The 17656-nt window shown below is 71.3% G+C and carries 19 protein-coding genes; 11 read left to right on the top strand and 8 right to left on the bottom strand.

Annotated elements, in window-relative coordinates:
- Positions 1-7 precede the first annotated feature (7 nt).
- Positions 8-406, bottom strand: a complete 399-nt coding sequence (locus tag AC0KXF_RS02710) for a DUF488 domain-containing protein (RefSeq protein WP_473107730.1) — start codon at positions 404-406, stop codon at positions 8-10.
- Positions 407-471: 65 nt separating this feature from the next.
- Here AC0KXF_RS02710 and AC0KXF_RS02705 point away from each other — a divergent pair, with 65 nt between their 5' ends.
- Positions 472-1152: a metal-dependent transcriptional regulator gene (locus AC0KXF_RS02705; protein WP_305069214.1), complete on the top strand. Its 681-nt coding sequence runs from the start codon at positions 472-474 to the stop codon at positions 1150-1152.
- Here the strand turns inward: AC0KXF_RS02705 and AC0KXF_RS02700 are convergent.
- Together AC0KXF_RS02700 and AC0KXF_RS02695 are read right to left on the bottom strand one after the other, a co-directional pair.
- Positions 1139-1558: a DMT family transporter gene (locus tag AC0KXF_RS02700; RefSeq protein ID WP_473107729.1), complete on the bottom strand. Its 420-nt coding sequence runs from the start codon at positions 1556-1558 to the stop codon at positions 1139-1141. The two genes, AC0KXF_RS02705 and AC0KXF_RS02700, sit on opposite strands and share 14 nt — an antisense overlap.
- 1 nt (position 1559) lies before the next feature.
- Positions 1560-1889 carry a DMT family transporter gene (locus AC0KXF_RS02695; RefSeq protein WP_473107728.1) on the bottom strand — a complete coding sequence of 110 codons (330 nt, stop codon included), beginning with the start codon at positions 1887-1889 and terminating at the stop codon, positions 1560-1562.
- A gap of 202 nt (positions 1890-2091) precedes the next feature.
- On the opposite strand from AC0KXF_RS02695, the gene AC0KXF_RS02690 reads away from it, so the two are divergent.
- Positions 2092-2742 (top strand): asparagine synthase, encoded by a 651-nt coding sequence (locus tag AC0KXF_RS02690; protein WP_473107727.1) that lies wholly within the window; start codon positions 2092-2094, stop codon positions 2740-2742.
- Positions 2743-2773: 31 nt separating this feature from the next.
- Here AC0KXF_RS02690 and AC0KXF_RS02685 read toward each other — a convergent pair whose 3' ends face one another.
- Positions 2774-3118 (bottom strand): GNAT family N-acetyltransferase, encoded by a 345-nt coding sequence (locus AC0KXF_RS02685; RefSeq protein WP_473107726.1) that lies wholly within the window; start codon positions 3116-3118, stop codon positions 2774-2776.
- Positions 3119-3251: 133 nt separating this feature from the next.
- Between AC0KXF_RS02685 and AC0KXF_RS02680 the strand changes: the two genes are divergently transcribed.
- The 6 genes from AC0KXF_RS02680 to AC0KXF_RS02655 all read left to right on the top strand — a co-directional run bounded on the left by AC0KXF_RS02680 (position 3252) and on the right by AC0KXF_RS02655 (position 10586).
- Positions 3252-4913 carry an adenosylhomocysteinase gene (locus tag AC0KXF_RS02680; RefSeq protein WP_473107725.1) on the top strand — a complete coding sequence of 554 codons (1662 nt, stop codon included), beginning with the start codon at positions 3252-3254 and terminating at the stop codon, positions 4911-4913.
- A 32-nt stretch (positions 4914-4945) separates the two neighbouring features.
- Positions 4946-6256 (top strand): amidohydrolase family protein, encoded by a 1311-nt coding sequence (locus tag AC0KXF_RS02675; RefSeq protein WP_473107724.1) that lies wholly within the window; start codon positions 4946-4948, stop codon positions 6254-6256.
- Between the two features lie 206 nt (positions 6257-6462).
- Positions 6463-7299 carry an ABC transporter substrate-binding protein gene (locus AC0KXF_RS02670; RefSeq protein WP_473107723.1) on the top strand — a complete coding sequence of 279 codons (837 nt, stop codon included), beginning with the start codon at positions 6463-6465 and terminating at the stop codon, positions 7297-7299.
- 16 nt (positions 7300-7315) lie between these two features.
- Positions 7316-8185 carry an amino acid ABC transporter permease gene (locus AC0KXF_RS02665; RefSeq protein WP_473107722.1) on the top strand — a complete coding sequence of 290 codons (870 nt, stop codon included), beginning with the start codon at positions 7316-7318 and terminating at the stop codon, positions 8183-8185.
- Positions 8182-8988: an amino acid ABC transporter ATP-binding protein gene (locus AC0KXF_RS02660; RefSeq protein ID WP_473107721.1), complete on the top strand. Its 807-nt coding sequence runs from the start codon at positions 8182-8184 to the stop codon at positions 8986-8988. The genes AC0KXF_RS02665 and AC0KXF_RS02660 overlap by 4 nt, the downstream gene beginning before the upstream one ends.
- Positions 8989-9113: 125 nt before the next feature.
- Positions 9114-10586 (top strand): DHA2 family efflux MFS transporter permease subunit, encoded by a 1473-nt coding sequence (locus tag AC0KXF_RS02655; RefSeq protein ID WP_473107720.1) that lies wholly within the window; start codon positions 9114-9116, stop codon positions 10584-10586.
- A gap of 79 nt (positions 10587-10665) precedes the next feature.
- Here AC0KXF_RS02655 and AC0KXF_RS02650 read toward each other — a convergent pair whose 3' ends face one another.
- Positions 10666-11580: a LysR family transcriptional regulator gene (locus AC0KXF_RS02650; protein WP_473107719.1), complete on the bottom strand. Its 915-nt coding sequence runs from the start codon at positions 11578-11580 to the stop codon at positions 10666-10668.
- A gap of 124 nt (positions 11581-11704) precedes the next feature.
- Between AC0KXF_RS02650 and AC0KXF_RS02645 the strand changes: the two genes are divergently transcribed.
- Entirely contained in the window at positions 11705-13333 is a 1629-nt protein-coding gene (locus tag AC0KXF_RS02645) for an aminotransferase class I/II-fold pyridoxal phosphate-dependent enzyme (RefSeq protein ID WP_473107718.1), read from the top strand.
- A 68-nt stretch (positions 13334-13401) separates the two neighbouring features.
- Here AC0KXF_RS02645 and AC0KXF_RS02640 read toward each other — a convergent pair whose 3' ends face one another.
- The 3 genes from AC0KXF_RS02640 to AC0KXF_RS02630 all read right to left on the bottom strand — a co-directional run bounded on the left by AC0KXF_RS02640 (position 13402) and on the right by AC0KXF_RS02630 (position 15571).
- Positions 13402-13626 carry a hypothetical protein gene (locus tag AC0KXF_RS02640; RefSeq protein WP_223044310.1) on the bottom strand — a complete coding sequence of 75 codons (225 nt, stop codon included), beginning with the start codon at positions 13624-13626 and terminating at the stop codon, positions 13402-13404.
- 125 nt (positions 13627-13751) lie between these two features.
- On the bottom strand, positions 13752-14468 hold the full coding sequence (locus AC0KXF_RS02635; protein WP_473107717.1) for an ABC transporter ATP-binding protein: 717 nt from the start codon (positions 14466-14468) through the stop codon (positions 13752-13754).
- Positions 14465-15571: an ABC transporter permease gene (locus tag AC0KXF_RS02630; RefSeq protein ID WP_473107716.1), complete on the bottom strand. Its 1107-nt coding sequence runs from the start codon at positions 15569-15571 to the stop codon at positions 14465-14467. The genes AC0KXF_RS02635 and AC0KXF_RS02630 overlap by 4 nt, the downstream gene beginning before the upstream one ends.
- A gap of 174 nt (positions 15572-15745) precedes the next feature.
- Here AC0KXF_RS02630 and AC0KXF_RS02625 point away from each other — a divergent pair, with 174 nt between their 5' ends.
- Complete coding sequence (locus AC0KXF_RS02625) at positions 15746-17002, top strand: sensor histidine kinase (protein ID WP_473107715.1); 1257 nt, start codon at positions 15746-15748, stop codon at positions 17000-17002.
- A complete protein-coding gene (locus AC0KXF_RS02620) occupies positions 16999-17622 on the top strand; it encodes a response regulator (protein WP_473107714.1) in 624 nt (207 codons plus the stop codon). Before AC0KXF_RS02625 ends, AC0KXF_RS02620 begins: the two co-directional genes overlap by 4 nt.
- Positions 17623-17656 lie beyond the last annotated feature (34 nt).

Raw genomic sequence — 17656 nt, 5'->3', positions numbered from 1 at the left:
TGGTGGGTCAGGTGCGGGGCGACCCCGACGCGTCGAGCCGCTCCAGCAGTGCGTTGCGCAGCACGACCGCGTGGTTCGTGTGCTCGTCCTTGGCGCCGTAGAGCAGGGTGAGCGGGTCGTGCTCCCGCGTGAGCCGCGCCAGCCGATCGACCGCGTCGGAGGCCGGCGGTTCTGCGAGTTCGGCCCGGTAGTGAGCGGCGAACGCGGCGAAGTGCTCGGGATCGTGGCCTCGCGGATCCGCGTGCCAGTCGCGTCGCAGTTCCGCGCTGGGCGCCGCGCTCTTCTCCCAGAGGTCGAGCCGCGCCTCGTCCTTCGATACTCCGCGGGGCCACAGCCGATCCACCAGCACCCGGTAGCCGTCTGCGGGTTCGGCGGGTTCGTACACGCGTTTGATCCTGATATCCATGCCTCCAGTGTGCGCCCGCGCGTCGTGAAGTGCCAGGGATGCCCGGAGACCGGTACCCTGGCGGGGTGAGCGTCGACGATATCTCTCCCGGTATGCAGAACTACCTCAAGGTGATCTGGGGCCTGCAGGAGTGGTCGGACGCGCCGGTCTCGAACTCCGCCATCGCGGAGGCCGCGGGTGTGCGCCTCTCGACCGTGTCGGACGCGCTGCGCAAGCTCGCCGACCAGGAGCTCATCGGTCATGCCCGCTACGGCAGCGTCACCCTCACGGACCTCGGGCGGCAGCACGCGATCTCGATGATCCGCCGTCACCGCCTGCTCGAGACCTTCCTCGTGCAGATGCTCGGCTACGAGTGGGACGAGGTGCACGAGGAGGCCGACCGCCTCGAGCACGCGGTCTCCGACGGGCTGATCGACCGCGTTGACCGGGTGCTCGGATACCCGACCAGGGACCCGCACGGCGATCCGATCCCGAGCGCGGACGGGCGCGTGCACCGCCCCGATGCTGTGATCCTCTCGGCAGCGCCCGCCCCCTGCCGCGCGCGTATCGAGCGCATCTCCGACGCCGACAACGAGATGCTGCAGTACTTCGCGAGCCGCAGTCTCGTCGTCGACGCCGAACTCGAGGTGCTGCCGGGGGAGCCCTACTCCGAGACCGTCACCGTGCGCGTCGGCGGTGCGGACACGCCCATCAGCCTGGGCCCCGCCGCGGCCTCGTCGATGTGGGTGTCGGTCACCGCCGCATAGCATCCATCGAGGGATCGTTCGAGGGCTCGGGGCGCGGATCCGGATCCTTCGCGAACTTCAGCCCGATCACGCAGCCGACGATGCCGGCGAGGAAGAGCACCTTGAGGGGGGACGGTTCCTCGGTGCCCATCACGAACGAGACGCCGACGGTGAGCGCGGCACCGAGCCCGGTCCAGATCGCGTATGCGACGCTGATCGGGATCCCGCGCATCGCGTAACCGAGGCCGACCATGCTCAGCGGGCTGGCGATGAAGAAGACGATCGTGGGCAGCAGCACGGAGAAGCCGCGCGACTCAGCGAGCGCGATGGCCCACACCGCTTCGAGGCCCGCACTGGCGAGCAGCGCCAGCCAGTGCGCGCCCGTAGCTACCTTCGCGGGTCCGTTCGAGCTTCGCGAGACCGCCATCTCAGCTCACCGCCTTCAGGCCGACCACGCAGCCGATGAGGCCGATGAGCAGTGCGACACGCAGCACCGTCGCGCGGTCCTTGCGCGTGAGCATGGCCCACGCGGCGGTGAGCACGGCCCCGATCCCGACCCACACCGCGTAGGCGGTGCCCACCGGGATCTCGTGCATCGCGATCGACAGGCCCACCATGCTCGCGCCCAGCGAGACCACGAAGATGACGCTCGGCCAGAATCGTTTGAAACCATTGGAGGCGTCGAGAGCAGTCGCCCAAACGGCCTCCAGCATGCCGCTCAGGATGAGCAGCACCCATGCGAGTGTGATGGCAGACATGACCAATATCTTTCCGGCCGTCGTCAGTGTGCGGGTACAGCTCCCTCGTCCGCGCCCTGGTTGCAGGGCCTCATCCATTTTTGCACACCCGATCCCGCCACTTCCCGCCGGGGAGCGACGGCAAGTTTGCGACGGAACCCGGCCGAGTGCCAGTTTTGAGCGATAATGGGAGAGGCCCGAGTGGGCTCTCGGAAGGAGCGCGGTGTTCGGCTGGTCGAAGAAACGCAAGCGCGGCAGTGCGCACCCTGCTCGCAGGCTGCCTCGACGCGTGCTCGCCCCCGTCGAAGAGATCGTCGAGCAGGGGCTGCTCGTCGCCGATGTCGCGGTGCGGATGACCGTCAAGAACGAGATCATCATGAACGCGTTGAAGCGGCACGCCGACTACGACGAGGCACAGATCCGCGAGATGGTGCGTCAGGCCACCGAGGATCTCGCGAAGGAGCGCGAGCGCGACGCGCTGCACATCGCCCGTATGCGCAGCGAGATCCGAGACACGGGCCGCAGCTCCTGGAGCGAATCCGACTACGGCAACGACGACAACCGTACCCTGCGGCACCGCCAGGAGGTCTACGAGAAGGTCGCCGAGGAATTGCAGACCCGGGCGAACGACGTCGACTACCTGAGCGACACCGCCGAGCGGGCGCGCTCGATGGCGTGGCACGAGATCGGCGACTCGCTCAAGGAGCGAGCCACGCATCCTTACTACAGCGGGGGTGCCAGCGAGGAGTATCAGGCCGCGCGCGAGAGCCGCATACAGCAACTCATCGAGAAGGACCTCACGGCGCTCGTGCAGCAGCAGAGCCAGAGCAAACCCGGTCGCCTGCGCAAGAAGCGCAAGACCGAGGGGGAGTGATCGCTAGAGTACGGGAGTGCCGCCCGCGCGCTCAGGGCCCGCGCAGTTCCGGGTGCCGGGTGAGGTAGCGCGCGATGAACCAGCACGAGGCGTGCACGCGGCGCTCGCCGACGGCCTCTCCCGTGAGCGCTCGGTGCGCGAGCAGCGACGCGAGCCCGGTGCCGCGCAGCTCGGGCAGCACGACCGTATGGTCGAAGTCGATGACGTCCTCGCCGAGCAGGGAGTAGTGGGCCTCGCCCACGAGGCGATCAGGCGCGCCCTCCGCATCCCGCGGATCCTGCGCGCTCCGGTAGACCGTGTAGCGGTGCCGCTCGGGCTCGTGCTCGATGCGGATCCCGTCGGCCGCCGCCTGCTGCTCATCCCCGTACCTCGCCATGCGGCCAGCATAGTTGCGGCTCGTGGCCGCTGCGAGGGGTTGACATCGGGGCGAGCCGGGGCGGGCCAGGGCCGGCGCACTATCCTCGAGGGAGTCAGCAGAATCAGCGGACCGGGAAGACGCAGGGAGCAGAATGACCGATCTCGACGACGGGCGCGAATCATCCGTGGGGCTTCGCGTGGAGCGCGCGATCCGCACCGCGGCCCGCTCGGGCAATCGGCTGCTCTCGGGCGGCGTCGCGCGGGTGGAGGTCTCGGAAAACGCGGCGAGAGAGGCGCTGCTGACCGCGCTCGGACGCATGGGGGTGCGGCTCGAGCCGGATGCCGGGGTGCCCGCGGAGTTCGTGTTCGTCGACGGCCCTGTGAGCGCAGGATCGGCGGGGCGTGTCGAGGACTCGCCGGACCCCGGGCGCGCCGACGCCGGCGCGCTCGCCCCGGTGCTAGTGGGTCTCGACGGGGGAGTCGCGTCGGACCGCAGCCCGGACGCGGCTGCGCGGATCGCGTGGGCGAGACGCGGCATGCGCGCGACGGCGCGCCTCGCCGAGCAGCTCGCGAAGCCGGGAACGGAGGCGGGGCCGGCGCGCCGCCCGCCGCGGATCGCCGTGAGCCTCGTGCTCGAACCCAAGACTGCAGCGCTCGCCCTTGCACTCGCCGACGCCGGATGCGAGGTCGCGCTGTTCAGCGCGGTTTCGGAGACCGACCCCGAGGTCGCTGCGGAGCTCGCCGCAGACGGGCGGGTCTCGGTGTTCGCCCCGACCGGTGCGGTCAGCCGCGACGGCGCCGCGCGCCTCGACGTCGAGCATGCGGCGGCGATCCTCGACTGGGCACCGGAGTACCTCATCGACGACGGCTCGCACCTGATCCGCCTCGCCCACACCGAGCGCCCGTCGGCGCTCGAGCACCTGCGGGCGGCGGCCGAGGAGACCACGAGCGGCGTGCGGCCGCTGCGCGAGATGGCAGCCGAGGGATCCCTGCGCGTGCCGGTGATCGCGGTGAACGACGCGCGCACCAAGACCGACTTCGACAATCTCGTCGGCACCGGCCAGGCGTGCGTGCTGGCGATCGCCGATCTGCTCGACGGCGCTGACAGTGCCGGCGGCGATCGGCGGCAGGACGGCTACCGAGGGATCACCGGCACCCGCTGGGCGGTGATCGGCTACGGCCCTGTCGGCGTCGGCACCGCCCGTTTCGCCGCCGCGCTCGGCGCCAGGGTCACGGTCGTGGAGCGGGATCCGGTGCGCGCGCTCTCCGCGCTGCACGACGGCTTCGAGGCCCGCCGCGCCGAGGAGGCGCTGCCCGAAGCCGACGTCGTGGTGAGCGCGACGGGTGTGTGGCACACGCTCGACGCGGACGGTTTCGCGCTGCTGCGCCCCGGCACGGCGGTCGCGGTGGCGGGCGGGATCGACGACGAACTCGCCCTCGATGATCTGCTCGCCGACGGGTGGCGCCCGCGAGAGGTCGGCGACGGTCTGGCCGAGTGGGTACCACCGGGCGGCGATCGGGGCCCGGTCGTGCTCGCCGAGGGCGGCGGCGTCAATTACACCGCGGCCGAGGGCAACCCGATCGAGGTGATGGATCTCTCGTTCGCGACCCAGCTTGCGGCGCTCATGCGCCTCATGGCGGGCGATCTCGCGCCCGGGGTGCATGCGCTCTCCGCCGAGGATGAGGATCGCGTGGCGCGCGCCGCACTGGATGCCCGGGGCGGATCCGCCGATCCCGCCCCGCTCCGCACCCGACCGGGCGGTGCCGCGCAGCCCTGGGCGGTGCACCGCTACCGCGCGGCCCCGCCCGCGTAACCCCCGCCCGCCGCACCCCCTAGAATCTTCGGGTGACCACAGCACCCGAAATCGTCGTCTACAGCGCGCCCCTCGTCTTCCCCGTCGTCAGTCCGCGCATCGAGGACGGCGCGGTGGCGGTGCAGAGCGGACGGATCCTGCACGTCGGCGACCGCCGCTGGGTGCTCGACACGCTCGCCGCCCGCGGCGCGGCGCACCGGGAGGAGCGCTGGGACGGGGTCATCGCCCCCGGCCTCGTCAACGCCCACACTCACCTGCAGTACACCGGCATGTCAGAGGTCGCCGAGCGCAACTACACCGGCTTCGATCACTGGGGCGACGCCTTCGACGCGGTCTACGAGCGGGTCGGGCACGACTGGGCCGCGGCCGCGGCCGACGGGGCCAGGCGCAGCCTCGCCGCCGGCGTCACCGCCGCCGCCGACGTGGTCACCGACCGCGAGGCGCTCAGCGCGCTCCACGACGCCGGCATGCACGGCATCGCCTACTGGGAGGTGTACGGCAAGAGCAATGCCGACTGGGACGCCGCCGCGCGCGAGGAGGTGCGCCAGCAGATCCGTGCCATCCCGACCCCGCCCGGCGCCGGCGTGTCGCCGCACGCTCCGTACTCCCTCGAGGTGCAGCCCCTGCTCGAGCTGCCCGACATCGTGCGCGAGGAGGGGCTGCGGCTGCACATCCACCTCGCCGAGGCGCACATGGAGCGCGAGTTCGACGGGATCGACGGCTACGTCGGGGCGGGGCCGGGCGGCCACGGCGAGTGGCCCGAGCTGGCGGCGGACAGCTTCCGCGCGCTGCGCTCGCACGGCATCGGGGTCTCTTCGACGCAGTTCGTGGATCACCTCGGCGTGCTTGGGCCCGACTGCCACATCGCCCACGGTGTGTATGTGAGCGCCGAGGATCGCGCGCTGCTGCGCGCCCGGGGCACGAGCGTGGCCTTGTGCCCGCGCTCGAACGAGGTCATCGGCCTCGATATGCCGCCCGTGGCCGCGTACCTGCGCGAGGGGAACCTCATCGCGGTCGGCACGGACTCGCTCTCGTCGTCGCCGTCGCTCGACCTGCTCGCCGACGTCGCCGCGCTGCACCGGGTCGCGCGATCGCAGGGGTACCGCGAGGACGACCTGCACCAGCGGCTCTTCACCGCCGCGACGCTGGGCGGCGCCGCGGCTCTCGGGCTGCACGTGGGCAAGCGCCGCATCGGGCAGCTCGGCGTCGGCGCTATGGCCGACCTGGCGTTCTTCGAGACTGCGTCGCGCCACCCCGACGCGGCCCTCGCGGAGCTCGTCGAGGAGGGCGCCGGCCGGGCCCGCCGCACGATCATCGAGGGCGAGGAGCGCTTCCGGGCGTGACGGCTCGCCCCGTCGAGATACGGATCTCGCATGCCGACTTGCGCTCAGGCCTGCGATATTCGCCTCTCGGCGCGCTGCTCGTGTGACCCCCAGTGACGGGCAGTGCGGGCGAGGTGCGCAGAATCTCATAGACTGTACTGCGGTCCGCGCGATCAGTCAGGCCTCGACGCCGCCGCGCCTCCCCACCATCCCGAAGGAGCCCCCCCATGTCCCGCACCTCTCGTCTCGTCGCGGCCGCCGCAGCCGGCGCCGCGGCACTGCTCGCACTCACCGCCTGCACGGCGAGTGGACCCTCGGATGAGAACGCGGAAGGCGTGGGCCCGGTGACCGAGGGCAAGCTCACCATCGCCACCGGGGAGCCGGCGTACGCTCCGTGGGTGATGAACGACGACCCCGAGAGCGGCGAGGGCTTCGAAGCCGCAGTGGCCTACGCAGTCGCCGAGGAGATGGGGTACGCCGAGGGCGATGTGGAGTGGGTGCGCTCGACCTTCGACTCAGCGATCGCTCCCGGCCCGAAGGACTGGGACCTCAATATCCAGCAGTTCTCGGTGAACGAGGAGCGGGAGAAGGCGGTCGACTTCTCGTCGCCCTACTACGAGACGACCCAGGCCGTCGTGGCCGCGGGCGGTACCCCCGCAGCCGATGCGAAGAGCATCGCGGATCTCAAGGACGTCGTCATCGGCGTCGCCTCCGGCACGACCTCGCTCACGGTCGCCGAGGAGGTCATCGCGCCGAACCAGCAGATCCAGGTCTTCAACAGCGTGGATGACACGGTCGCCCAGCTGCAGAACGGCAACATCGACGCGATGGTCACCGACCTGCCCGGCGCTTTCTACGTGCGCGACGCGCAGCTCGACGACGGCGTGATCGTGGGCCAGCTCGAGTCGGGCGAGGGCGGCGACGAGTTCGCGTTCGTGCTGCCCAAGGGCTCGGCGCTCACCGCCGACGTCTCGGCGGCGGTCGATGCGCTGCGCGAAGACGGCACGCTCGACGCTCTCGTCGCCGAGTGGATCGCCGATCAGGGCGCTCCCGTTCTGAAGTAACGCGATACGCGAACCCGTGACCACCACGAACCCGGCCGCCGAGCCGTTCGAGCCCTCGTCCATCGAGCTCGAACGGCGCGCCTACCGACGCGCCCGCAGGCAGCGGTCGATCCTCATCAGCATCGTGAGCACGCTCGTGTTCGCGGCGGCGATCGCGCTCGTGCTCGTGAACAGCCCCGGCTGGAGCCGGGTGAGCGAGACGTTCTTCGACCTCGGGGTCGCGGTGCAGTCGTTTCCGCGGGTGATCGAGGGGCTCTGGCTCAACATCCAGGTGCTCTTCGTCTCGGCGGTCGGCGTGGCGATCTTCGGCACGCTGCTCGCTATCGTGCGCACGCTCAAGGGTCCGGTGTTCACGCCGCTCAGGCTCATCGCCGCCGGCTATACCGACATCTTTCGCGGCATCCCCGTGCTGCTGGTGCTCTACCTCGTGGGTTTCGGGATCCCGGGTCTCGAGCTCACGGGGCGCGTGCCGGCGCAGGTCTGGGGCACGATCGCGCTGATCCTCAGCTACTCCGCCTACGTCGCTGAGGTGCTGCGGGCCGGCATCGACGCCGTGCACCCCTCGCAGCGGCTCGCGGCACGCTCGCTCGGTCTCAGCCACGCACGCACGCTGCGGCTCGTCGTCATGCCGCAGGCCGTGCGCAAGGTCACACCCGCGCTCATGAACGACTTCGTCTCGATGCAGAAGGATGTCGGGTTGATCTCGGTGCTCGGCGCTGTCGACGCCGTGCGCGCCGCGCAGATCGAGTCTGCGTCCGCCTACAACTTCACGCCCTACGTGCTCGCGGGCGTGCTCTTCGTGCTGCTGTCGTGGCCGTTCATCCGGCTCACCGACTGGGTCACGGCGCGGGCTCAGAAGCGCGAGCAGGTGGGAGGCACCGTATGAACGAGTCGGCGACGCGCGCGGGGAATGCCGCAGCCGCTCCGGCGATCCCGGTGCTCGAGGTGCGCGGGGTGCACAAGCGGTTCGGCGATCATCCCGTGCTGCGGGGCATCGATCTCGCCGTCGCGCGGCACGAGGTGGTCGTGCTCATCGGCGCCTCCGGATCGGGTAAATCGACGCTGCTGAAGACGATCAACCTGCTCGAGCAGGTCGACGACGGGCGCATTCTGCTCACCGGCGCCGACGGTGCCACGGAGGACATCACCGATCCCCGAGCGGACGCCGATCGGGTGCGGGCGCGGATCGGCGTCGTCTTCCAGCACTACAACCTCTTTCCGCACATGAACGTCATCGACAACGTCACGCTCGCGGCGCGCAAGGTCTTCGGCACATCGCGCGCGGAGGCCGAGCGCATCGGCCTCGGTCTGCTCACCCGGATCGGCCTCGCCGACAAGGCGAAGGAGTACCCCGACCGGCTCTCGGGCGGACAGCAGCAGCGCGTCGCCATCGTCCGCGCCATCGCGACCGATCCCGAGCTGCTGCTGCTCGACGAGATCACGAGTGCGCTCGACCCGCAGCTGGTGGGCGAGGTGCTCGATCTCGTCGGCGACCTGAAGACCGCGGGGTCGACGATCGTGATGGCGACGCACGAGATGTCGTTCGCGAGGCGGGTAGCGGATCGCGTGGTGTATCTGAAGGACGGCGTGATCATCGAGTCGGGGCCGCCCGAGCAGATCTTCGACCGCCCCGAGCGGGAGGAGACGCGGGAATTCCTGGCCCGCGTGCGGGACCCCTTCGGCGATTGAACGCAGGATGACGGGGACGCGCTTGCGCGAACCCTGAAGCGGGAGTAAGCTCCTAGGTCTGCCTCCGAAGGGTTCTCTGCGCGACCTCGGTCGGGGCCCGCTTTCTGCTGCAAGGAGTTTCTTCCGTGACCTCAGACACCGCTTCCGTGCGAGTGCCTCCCGCGAACGACGACGGCATCGATCCCGCAGGCATGCGGGTGATCTGGCTGCTGCTCGTCGCGGCCTTCGTCGCGATCCTCAACGAGACGACCATGGCGATCGCCATCCCCGCGCTGAACGCGTCGCTCGGGATTCCTCCCGAGCTCGGACAGTGGCTCACGAGCGCCTTCATGCTGACCATGGCGGTCGTGATCCCGACGACCGGCTTCCTGCTGCAGCGCTTCACCACCAGGCAGATCTTCCTCGCCGCGATCATCTCGTTCGTCGCTGGCACCGCGATCTGCCTCGTGGCGCCCGGGTTCACGATGCTGCTCGTCGGCCGCATCGTGCAGGCCGCGGGTACGGGCATCATGATGCCGCTGCTCATGACGACCATGATGAACGTGGTGCCGCCTCACTCGCGGGGCCGCATGATGGGCCGGGTCGGTCTGGTGATCAGCCTGGCTCCGGCGCTCGGACCGACGCTGTCCGGCGTGGTGCTCGATCATCTCGGATGGCGCTGGCTCTTCGGCATCATCCTGCCCATCGCGGTCGTCGCGCTGCTGCTGGGCGCGAAGTGGATGACCAACCTCGGCGAGACGACGCACGCTCCGATCGACGTGCCGTCGATCCTGCTGTCGGTCGTCGCCTTCGGCGGGATCGTCTTCGGGCTCAGTCAGCTCGGCGGGCACGGCGGCACGGGCGGCGGGGGAGTGCCCCCGTGGGTGATCATCCTGGTGGGCGTCCTGTTCCTCGCCGTCTTCGTGTGGCGCCAGCTGGCGCTGCAGAAGAAGGACGATGCGCTGCTCGACCTGCGTGTCTTCGCATCGCGCAACTACCTGATCTCCGTCGTCATCATGGCCGTGATCGCGCTGTCGATGTTCGGCACGTTCTCGCTGCTGCCGCTCTACCTGCAGAACGTCGCGGGTCTCGAGCCCACGGCAGCCGGCCTCGTGCTGCTGCCCGGTTCGATCCTCATGGGCCTGCTCGGGCCGGTGATGGGTCGGATCTACGACGCGCGCGGGCCCAAGACGCTGCTCGTGCCGGGCACGACCCTCATCTCCGCCGCGATGTTCATGTATTCGACGGTGGGCGCGCACACGCCGGTCTGGTTGCTCGTCGCGGTGCAGATCGCGATGTCGCTCGGCCTCGCGAGCTCGTTCACGCCGCTGTTCTCGGCGTCGCTGGGGTCCCTCGATCGTTCGCTGTACTCGCACGGCTCGGCCGTGCTGAACACGCTGCAGCAGGTCGGCGGCGCGGCCGGCACGGCGGTGCTGATCTCGATCTACTCGACGTTCCTGCACTCGGGCGAGGGGCGCGGCCTGACGACCTCCGAGGCGGGGGAGCCGGGTACCCACGCGGCCTTCTTCGTCGCCGCCTGCATCTCGCTCGTGCCGCTCGTGCTGGCCTACTTCGTGAAGAAGCCGGCAGACCAGGAGGGCGCGCCCGCCGGGCACTGAGCGTTTCGCCCCCTGAGCCGGTTGCGCCTCTTCGCCGAGCTCAGGGGGCGAGACGAGCCCGGAGACCCGCGCTGACCCCTCACTCGAGCGCGGCGATCGAGCGGCGCACCGCCTCGGCGAGCTGCCGCACCGCGGCCGACGGTCCACCCGGCCCCGCGGGCGCGGCCAGCAGCAGCTCGCGCGCGAATCGGGGGTCTTCGATGGGGCGCAGCACCACCCCGTCCGGCGGGTTCGCCGCGACGAGGCTCGGCACCAGACCGACGGCCATACCCGCGGCGATCAGTCCCAGCACCACGGAGTAGTCGTCGGTGCGGATCGCCACGTCGAGCTTGTGCCCCTCGGCCTCGAACACCTCGCGCACGAGCTCGTCCAGCGTGTCTCCGGGCGTCGACCCGACGACCCAGCTCTCCGACGCCAGCGCGAGCAGTGCGGTCCGATCGAATCTCTGAGTCGCCGCCGCGGAATGAGTCTCGGGGAGCGCGATGAGCATCGGGTCGGTGAACAGGTGGGTGGTGTGCACCTCGGAGCGGAACGGGAGCCGGTAGTCGCTGGCCGCGTAGACGAGTGCGGCATCGAGGGTGTGCTGGTTCACCCGCGCGACGAGCGGGGAGACCTCCTCGAGGGTCGCGTCGAGCTCGATCCCGATTTCCGAGACGCGGCTGACGATGCCGGGCAGCAGCCGCGCCGCTGCCGTGGGAAAGGTTCCGAAGCGCAGCCGCGTCCGGCCCAGCTGGGCCAGATCGCGCACGTCCGCGAGAGCGCGGTCGGCGAGGCCGAGGATCTCGTCGCCTCGCTCGAGCATGAGCGCGCCGGCGGTGGTGAGCTTGCTGCCGCGGGTGCTGCGCTCCGTGAGATCGGTGCCCACGAGACGGTCGAGGTTTCTGAGGTGGTAGTCGACCGTGGGCTGGCTCCAGCCGAGTCTGATGGCCGCGCGGGCCACGGAACCCTCGGCTGAGACTGCGCTGAGGGCCTGGAGCTGACGCAGATCGATCATGAGTACCCCTGTTTCCTCTGGAGCGAATCGGGCGGATCACCCCCGTTCGCTCAAAACAGTATATGGTTCCCGGGAGGGGTTTGCGGGGTTCCGCGCGGCGCCTCGCGCGCGGGATGCTTACCGTATGCTGCATCAGGACACCACGACGCACGGCGCCTCCGCATACGACGGGGCGGTCGGACCCGCGACCATCGCACCGTCGATCGGCGAGGCCGGATCGGCCGGGGATCTCGCCCCGCAGCAGAGGTCGAGGCCGGCGGCTGCGCCGCGCTACGCCGAGGATCAGACCGGCACCCCGTACGCCGACGCGATCGCCCGGTTCGGCGACTCCGATCCGCTGTCGCTCATGGTGCCCGGTCACGGTAATGCTCCCGGGGCGGGGGGAGAGCACATCGCCGAGCTGTTCGGCGCCCGCGTCGCGCAGCGCGACGTGCCGCTCCTGCTCGAGGGCATCGACGCCGGAGAGAACAGTCCCCTGGTGCAGTCCCAGCGCCTGGCCGCGGATGCGTGGGGCGCGCGCCGCACCTGGTTCCTCACGAACGGCGCCTCGCAGGCGAACCGCACGGCCGCGATCGCGGTGCGGGGACTCGGCGAACGGATCCTGATCCAGCGCGCCATGCACTCGAGCCTCACCGACGGGGTGCTGCTCGCGGGTCTCGCACCCGCCTTCGTCGCGCCCTCGATCGACACCCGGCACGGTATCGCGCACGGGCTCACGCCCGAGGCGCTCGAGGCGGCGCTGGCCCGCGAGGAGCGGGCGGGTCGCGGGGTGTCGAGCGTCTACGTCGTCTCGCCCAGCTACTTCGGCTCGGTGGCCGACGTGGCGGGCCTCGTCGAGGTGGCGCACCGCCACGACGCCGCGATCATCGTCGACAACGCGTGGGGCGCGCACTTCGGCTTCCACCCCGAGCTGCCGGAGTCGCCGGCGAGGCTCGGCGCCGACCTGGTCGTCTCGAGCACCCACAAGCTCGCCGGCTCCCTGACCCAGTCGGCGATGCTGCACCTGGGGCACGGCCCGTTCGCGGAGCGCCTCGAACCGCTCGTGGCACGCGCCTACAGCATGACTTCCTCGACCTCCATGAGCGCCGTGCTCATGGGGTCGCTCGATACCGCCCGTCACGCGATGGCGACAGGGGAGGAGCGCATCGGGCGGGCGGTGCGCGCGGCGCGTGAGATCCGGGATCGGCTGGAGCGGGATCCGCGGTTCTCCGATATCGGCGACGGTTTCGAGGCCTTCCCGGATATCACCTCGACCGACCCGCTGCGGGTGCCCATCGACGTGTCGCGGCTGGGTCGCAGCGGTCACTGGGTGCGCTCCGCGCTCAAGGAGCGCCACGGCGTCTATCTCGAGATGTCGACCGCGACGAGCATCGTCGCGGTGATCGGTGCGACTCGCGAGGTCGACGTCGACCGCTTCATGGCGGCCCTCGACGAGGTCGCGCGGGAGGCCGAGCGGCTGGGCTCCGAACCGATGCACGAGTTCCCCGAGCTGCCCGAGCCGGGCGTGCTGCGCCTCCTGCCGCGCGACGCGTACTTCGGAGCGAGCGAGGTGGTGCCCGCCGAGCAGGCGATCGGTCGTATCTCAGCCGACACGCTCGCGGCGTACCCGCCCGGTATCCCGAACATGCTCCCGGGGGAGGAGATCACGGTCGAGACGGTGGATTTCCTGCGCGCGGTCGCGGCCTCGCCGACGGGGTACGTGCGCGGGTCGGTCGATCCGGAGGTCTCGCTCATCCGGGTGGTCGCGGAGTAGCCGCCCGGAAACGGCAGAAGGCGGTGGGGTCCCGAGGGATCCCACCGCCTTCTGCCGTGCGAAGACGCTTACTTCTTCTTCTCGAACAGGTTTCCCACGAGGGTCGAACCGATGAGCACCACGGCGAGCAGCACCACGCCGACGATCGACACTGCGACGACGTCGACGGGCTGGCCCGCGCTCGAGAACATCGACTCGTGCTCGTGGCCGTCGTGGGCGAAAGCGGGGGCCGCGACGAAGACCGAGGCAAGAGCTGCGGTCACGGCGGCGGCGATGCGGGTGCGGATCTTCACGGTGTCTCCTCGCGAATGTCGTGATGCTGGGGCGGCGCCCACGGCGCACGCGATGCCTCCATCCTATCCCGACGTCGGCGCCGTCGCGTGCGGCGCGTCGGGGAGCGATCGGATGCGCCGCGCGTTCAGGCTGCTGACGGAGCGTGGATCCGCTCGTCGACCTGCCCGTCGACGACCGTCACCAGCTCGTCGAGGCATCGCTCGTGCACCAGATCGTGCGTGACGAGCAGCGTCGCCGTGCCGCGCTCCCGCGTGAGCCGACCGATGAGCTCCATGATCTCGGATCCGCGTTCCCGGTCGAGCGCGCTCGTCGGCTCGTCCACGAGCAGGGTCTCGGGAGCGTGCACGAGGGCCCGGGCGATCGCGACGCGCTGCCGCTGTCCGCCGGAGAGCTGATGCGGTCGCCGATCCCGCTGCGCCTCGAGGCCGACTGCCGCGAGCAGTCCGTCGGCTCGGTCGCGGACCGCGGAGCGGCGCCGCGATCCCGCCGCGCCGAACCCGCCCCGCCCGCCGAGCTCCGCCATCACGAGCAACTGCTCGCGCGCGGTGAGCGAGGGGACCAGGTTCGACTGCTGGAAGACGATGCCGATGCGCTCGCGGCGCAGTGCGGCAGCCTCGCCCGCGGTCAGCCGTGCCGCGTCGACGTCGCCGATCATCACTCGCCCCGAGTCGGGGCGGATCAACGCGGCGGCGACGGCGAGCAGGCTCGATTTGCCCGAGCCGGAGGGGCCTGTGATGCCGGTGACGCGGCCGGCGGGCGCTGTCAGCGAGACGCGGTCGAGCGCGGTGACGCGTCCGTCGCCGTCGGGGAAGGTGAGGGTGACGTCGTGCAACTGGATCATCGGTGGCTCCCGAGGGCGGTGAGGGGGTCGGACGAGGTGACGGAGCGGAGCGCGAACGCGGCTCCGGCGAGCCCGAGCACGGCCATCACGGCGGCCGGGGCGAGGGTGGTGAGCGGGCTCAGGAGGAAGGGGAGGGCGGATCCGGCGAGCGCGCCGAGCCCGACCACCGCGGCGAGCCCGACGCCGATCCCGGCGGCGAGCACCGTGAGCGCCTGGCCGAGCGCGTCGCGCACGAGCGACCCGGTCGTCGCGCCGAGGGCCCGCAGCACCGCGACGTCGGCCGAGCGCTGCATGGTCCAGACCGTGAAGAAGGCGCCGACCACGAGCGCCGAGATGCCGAACAGCATCGCGATCATGAGGCCGAGCGAACCGATCTCGGAGCGGAAGGTCTCGAGCGCGGCGAGACTCGAGAGGGGGCTCTCGGCGCTTGTACCGGTGCGCTCCGCGACGGCATCCCAGTCGGGATCGCCCGAGACGGCCAGTACGGTCGGCTCGCCGCTGCCGCCGACGCGCTCGTCTGCTTCGGCCCACGCGTCGGGCGCCATCACCACCACCGGCGTGTGGCTGTACCACGCATCGCCGCCGACGGTCGAGACGCGGTATTCCTCGCCCGTGATGGTGACCGAGTCGCCGACCGCGGCGTCGAGGTCCCGCGCCGCGCCGGCGGAGAGCCCGACCTCGTGATCGTGGGAGGGGGCCAGCGCGACGAGCGCGTTCTGATCGGCCCCCGATCCCTCATTCCCGCCCGCCGACCGCGGCACGCCGAACAGCGCCACGCCGGTCGGGGAAGAGGAACCCGAGGTCTCCGCCCGCGACTGCACGATGCCGACCGGGAGCGCCGCCTCCACTCCCCGTGCGCTCCGCCACGCGTCGACGGTGTCTTCGGGGAGCGCCGAGGTCGCGAAGCTCGCGCCCTCGCCCGATGCGTCCTGCAGCACGAGACGGTCGCCCGGCAACGCGAGCACACCCGACACGTTCTGCGCGGCCAGCCCTCCCGTGAGGCCGGACAGGAAGCCGACGAGCAGGGTGATGAGGGCCACGACGGCCCCGATGAGCATGAATCTGCCGCGGGCGAACCGCAGGTCTCTCCAGGCGACGAACACGATCTTCCTCTCCGGGCCGCCCGAACGAGGATCGCGGCCCGGTATCCAGCCTCCGCTCGAGGCGGTCCGACAGCATCGCCCGCCGGGGCGGTTCCCCGCTGCACCCTCCGGACCCCGCCGATCGAACTTTCGGTTGATGCGAGCCGGCGCCCCGGTGGCCTAGCCTGAGAGGCGATGTCCCACCGCACCACGCTCACCCCCGTGTTCGCCGGGCTGCGTTTCGGGTTGCACGCCCTGCTCATCGCGCTCGCGGCGTTCGCAGTGGTGCGCGCAGTCGTGCTCCACGAGCCCCGATGGCCGTGGGTGCTCGCGCTCGCGGTGCTCTTCGTCGGGCTCTACCTGGTCGGTGCCGCGACGGCGTCGCGCAGCGGTGGCCCGGGGAGGCCGGGCCCGCTCGGCGCTCGCGGTCGTGTCGCGGCGCGATGGGCCGCGCCGATCTGGATCCTGGCGCTCACGCTGCTCTGGGCGGCGCTGGTCTGGATCGCGCCCGACGGCGCCTACCTCGTGTTCCCGATGTTCTTCCTGTACCTGCACGTGCTGCCCGGGGCCGCGGGCGTCACCGCGGTCGTCGCCGGCACCTCGATCGCCGTCGGCGCGCTGGGGATCCACCACGGGTTCAGCGTCGGCGGGGTGCTCGGGCCGCTGATCGGAGCGGGAGTCGCGATCCTCATCGGCCTCGGCTACCGCGCGCTCGCGGCCGAGGCACGGGAGCGGGAGCAGCTGGTCGAGGAACTGCTGGCCACCCGGGAGCGCCTGGCCGAGACCGAGCGCGAGCAGGGGGCGCTCGCCGAGCGGGCGCGGTTGGCGCGGGAGATCCACGACACCGTCGCGCAGGGCCTGTCGAGCATCCAGATGCTGCTGCACGCCGCCGAGCGCGATGCTCCGCACGGCGCCGCACTTCGGCACGTGCGCCTCGCGAGGGAGACCGCCGCCGAGAGCCTCGCCGAGACGCGAAGGTTCATCAGGGAGCTGACCCCTGCCGGCCTCGACGACGGACTCGCCGCGGCTCTGCGTCGGCTCGCGAGGGAGCAGGAGCGGCGCAGCGGCCTGCGGATCGAGGTGACCGCGAAGGAGACCGACGTGGCGCTGCCGATGGATGTGCAGAGCGCGCTGCTGCGGATCGCGCAGGGCGCCGTGTCGAACGCCGTGAGGCACTCCGGCGCCGATCGGGTCGACCTCTCGCTCGCGGATGCCGGCGGAGAGGTGGTGCTGACGGTGCGCGACGACGGCGTCGGCTTCGATCCCGAGCGCGTCGCTGCTCACGGCACCGGCCGCGACTCCTTCGGGCTGCGCGCGATCGCCGAGCGCGCGGAACAGCTCGGGGGCGCTCTCGAGATCGACTCGGCGCCCGGGATGGGCACGACACTGCGGGTGGCCGTGGCGGTTCCCGGTGCTCCGACCGGCGGCCGCGACGGGGAGGGAGCGCGATGATCAGGATCCTGCTGGCCGACGACCACCCCGTCGTGCGCGCCGGCGTGCGCGCGCTGCTCGAGGGCGAGGCCGATCTGGAGATCGCGGGGGAGGCCGCGGATCCCGAATCCGCCGTGGTGCTTGCCACGAGCCTCAGTCCCGACGTGGTGCTCATGGATCTGCAGTTCGGGGCGGCGGCGGGCACGGGAGCCGAGGCCACGCGCCGTATCCGGGCGCAGGCCGATCCGCCCGCGGTGCTCGTGCTCACCAACTACGACACGGACGGCGACATCCTGAGCGCCGTCGAGGCGGGCGCGAGCGGCTACCTGCTGAAGGACGCGCCGCCCGACGAGCTCGTAGCCGCGGTGCGCGCGGCGGCTGCCGGCGAGAGCGCGCTCGCACCCGCGATCGCGGGGCGGCTGCTCGCGAGACTGCGCGCCCCGGCGGTCAGTCTCAGTGCACGCGAGATCGAGGTGCTCGGGCTGGTCGCGGCCGGCGAGACGAATAGCGGGATCGCCGCCGCGCTGCACATCAGCGACGCGACCGTGAAATCCCACCTCGTGCACGTCTACGACAAGCTCGGCGTGTCGACCCGCACCGCCGCCGTCGCCGCGGCGCGCGAGCTCGGCGTGCTGCGCTGAGCGGTTCGGGATCGTGAGAGCCCATCTGAGAGCC

The organism is Leucobacter holotrichiae (genome assembly GCF_055791005.1).
This window is presented reverse-complemented; position numbering and strand designations above follow the sequence as displayed.

Coding starts and splice junctions, on each gene's coding strand:
- AC0KXF_RS02710 (WP_473107730.1), bottom strand. CDS start 406: ATGGATATCAGGATCAAACGCGTGTACGAACCCGCCGAACCCGCAGAC.
- AC0KXF_RS02700 (WP_473107729.1), bottom strand. CDS start 1,558: ATGGCGGTCTCGCGAAGCTCGAACGGACCCGCGAAGGTAGCTACGGGC.
- AC0KXF_RS02695 (WP_473107728.1), bottom strand. CDS start 1,889: ATGTCTGCCATCACACTCGCATGGGTGCTGCTCATCCTGAGCGGCATG.
- AC0KXF_RS02685 (WP_473107726.1), bottom strand. CDS start 3,118: ATGGCGAGGTACGGGGATGAGCAGCAGGCGGCGGCCGACGGGATCCGC.
- AC0KXF_RS02680 (WP_473107725.1), top strand. CDS start 3,252: ATGACCGATCTCGACGACGGGCGCGAATCATCCGTGGGGCTTCGCGTG.
- AC0KXF_RS02670 (WP_473107723.1), top strand. CDS start 6,463: ATGTCCCGCACCTCTCGTCTCGTCGCGGCCGCCGCAGCCGGCGCCGCG.
- AC0KXF_RS02660 (WP_473107721.1), top strand. CDS start 8,182: ATGAACGAGTCGGCGACGCGCGCGGGGAATGCCGCAGCCGCTCCGGCG.
- AC0KXF_RS02650 (WP_473107719.1), bottom strand. CDS start 11,580: ATGATCGATCTGCGTCAGCTCCAGGCCCTCAGCGCAGTCTCAGCCGAG.
- AC0KXF_RS02645 (WP_473107718.1), top strand. CDS start 11,705: ATGCTGCATCAGGACACCACGACGCACGGCGCCTCCGCATACGACGGG.
- AC0KXF_RS02635 (WP_473107717.1), bottom strand. CDS start 14,468: ATGATCCAGTTGCACGACGTCACCCTCACCTTCCCCGACGGCGACGGA.
- AC0KXF_RS02625 (WP_473107715.1), top strand. CDS start 15,746: ATGTCCCACCGCACCACGCTCACCCCCGTGTTCGCCGGGCTGCGTTTC.
- AC0KXF_RS02620 (WP_473107714.1), top strand. CDS start 16,999: ATGATCAGGATCCTGCTGGCCGACGACCACCCCGTCGTGCGCGCCGGC.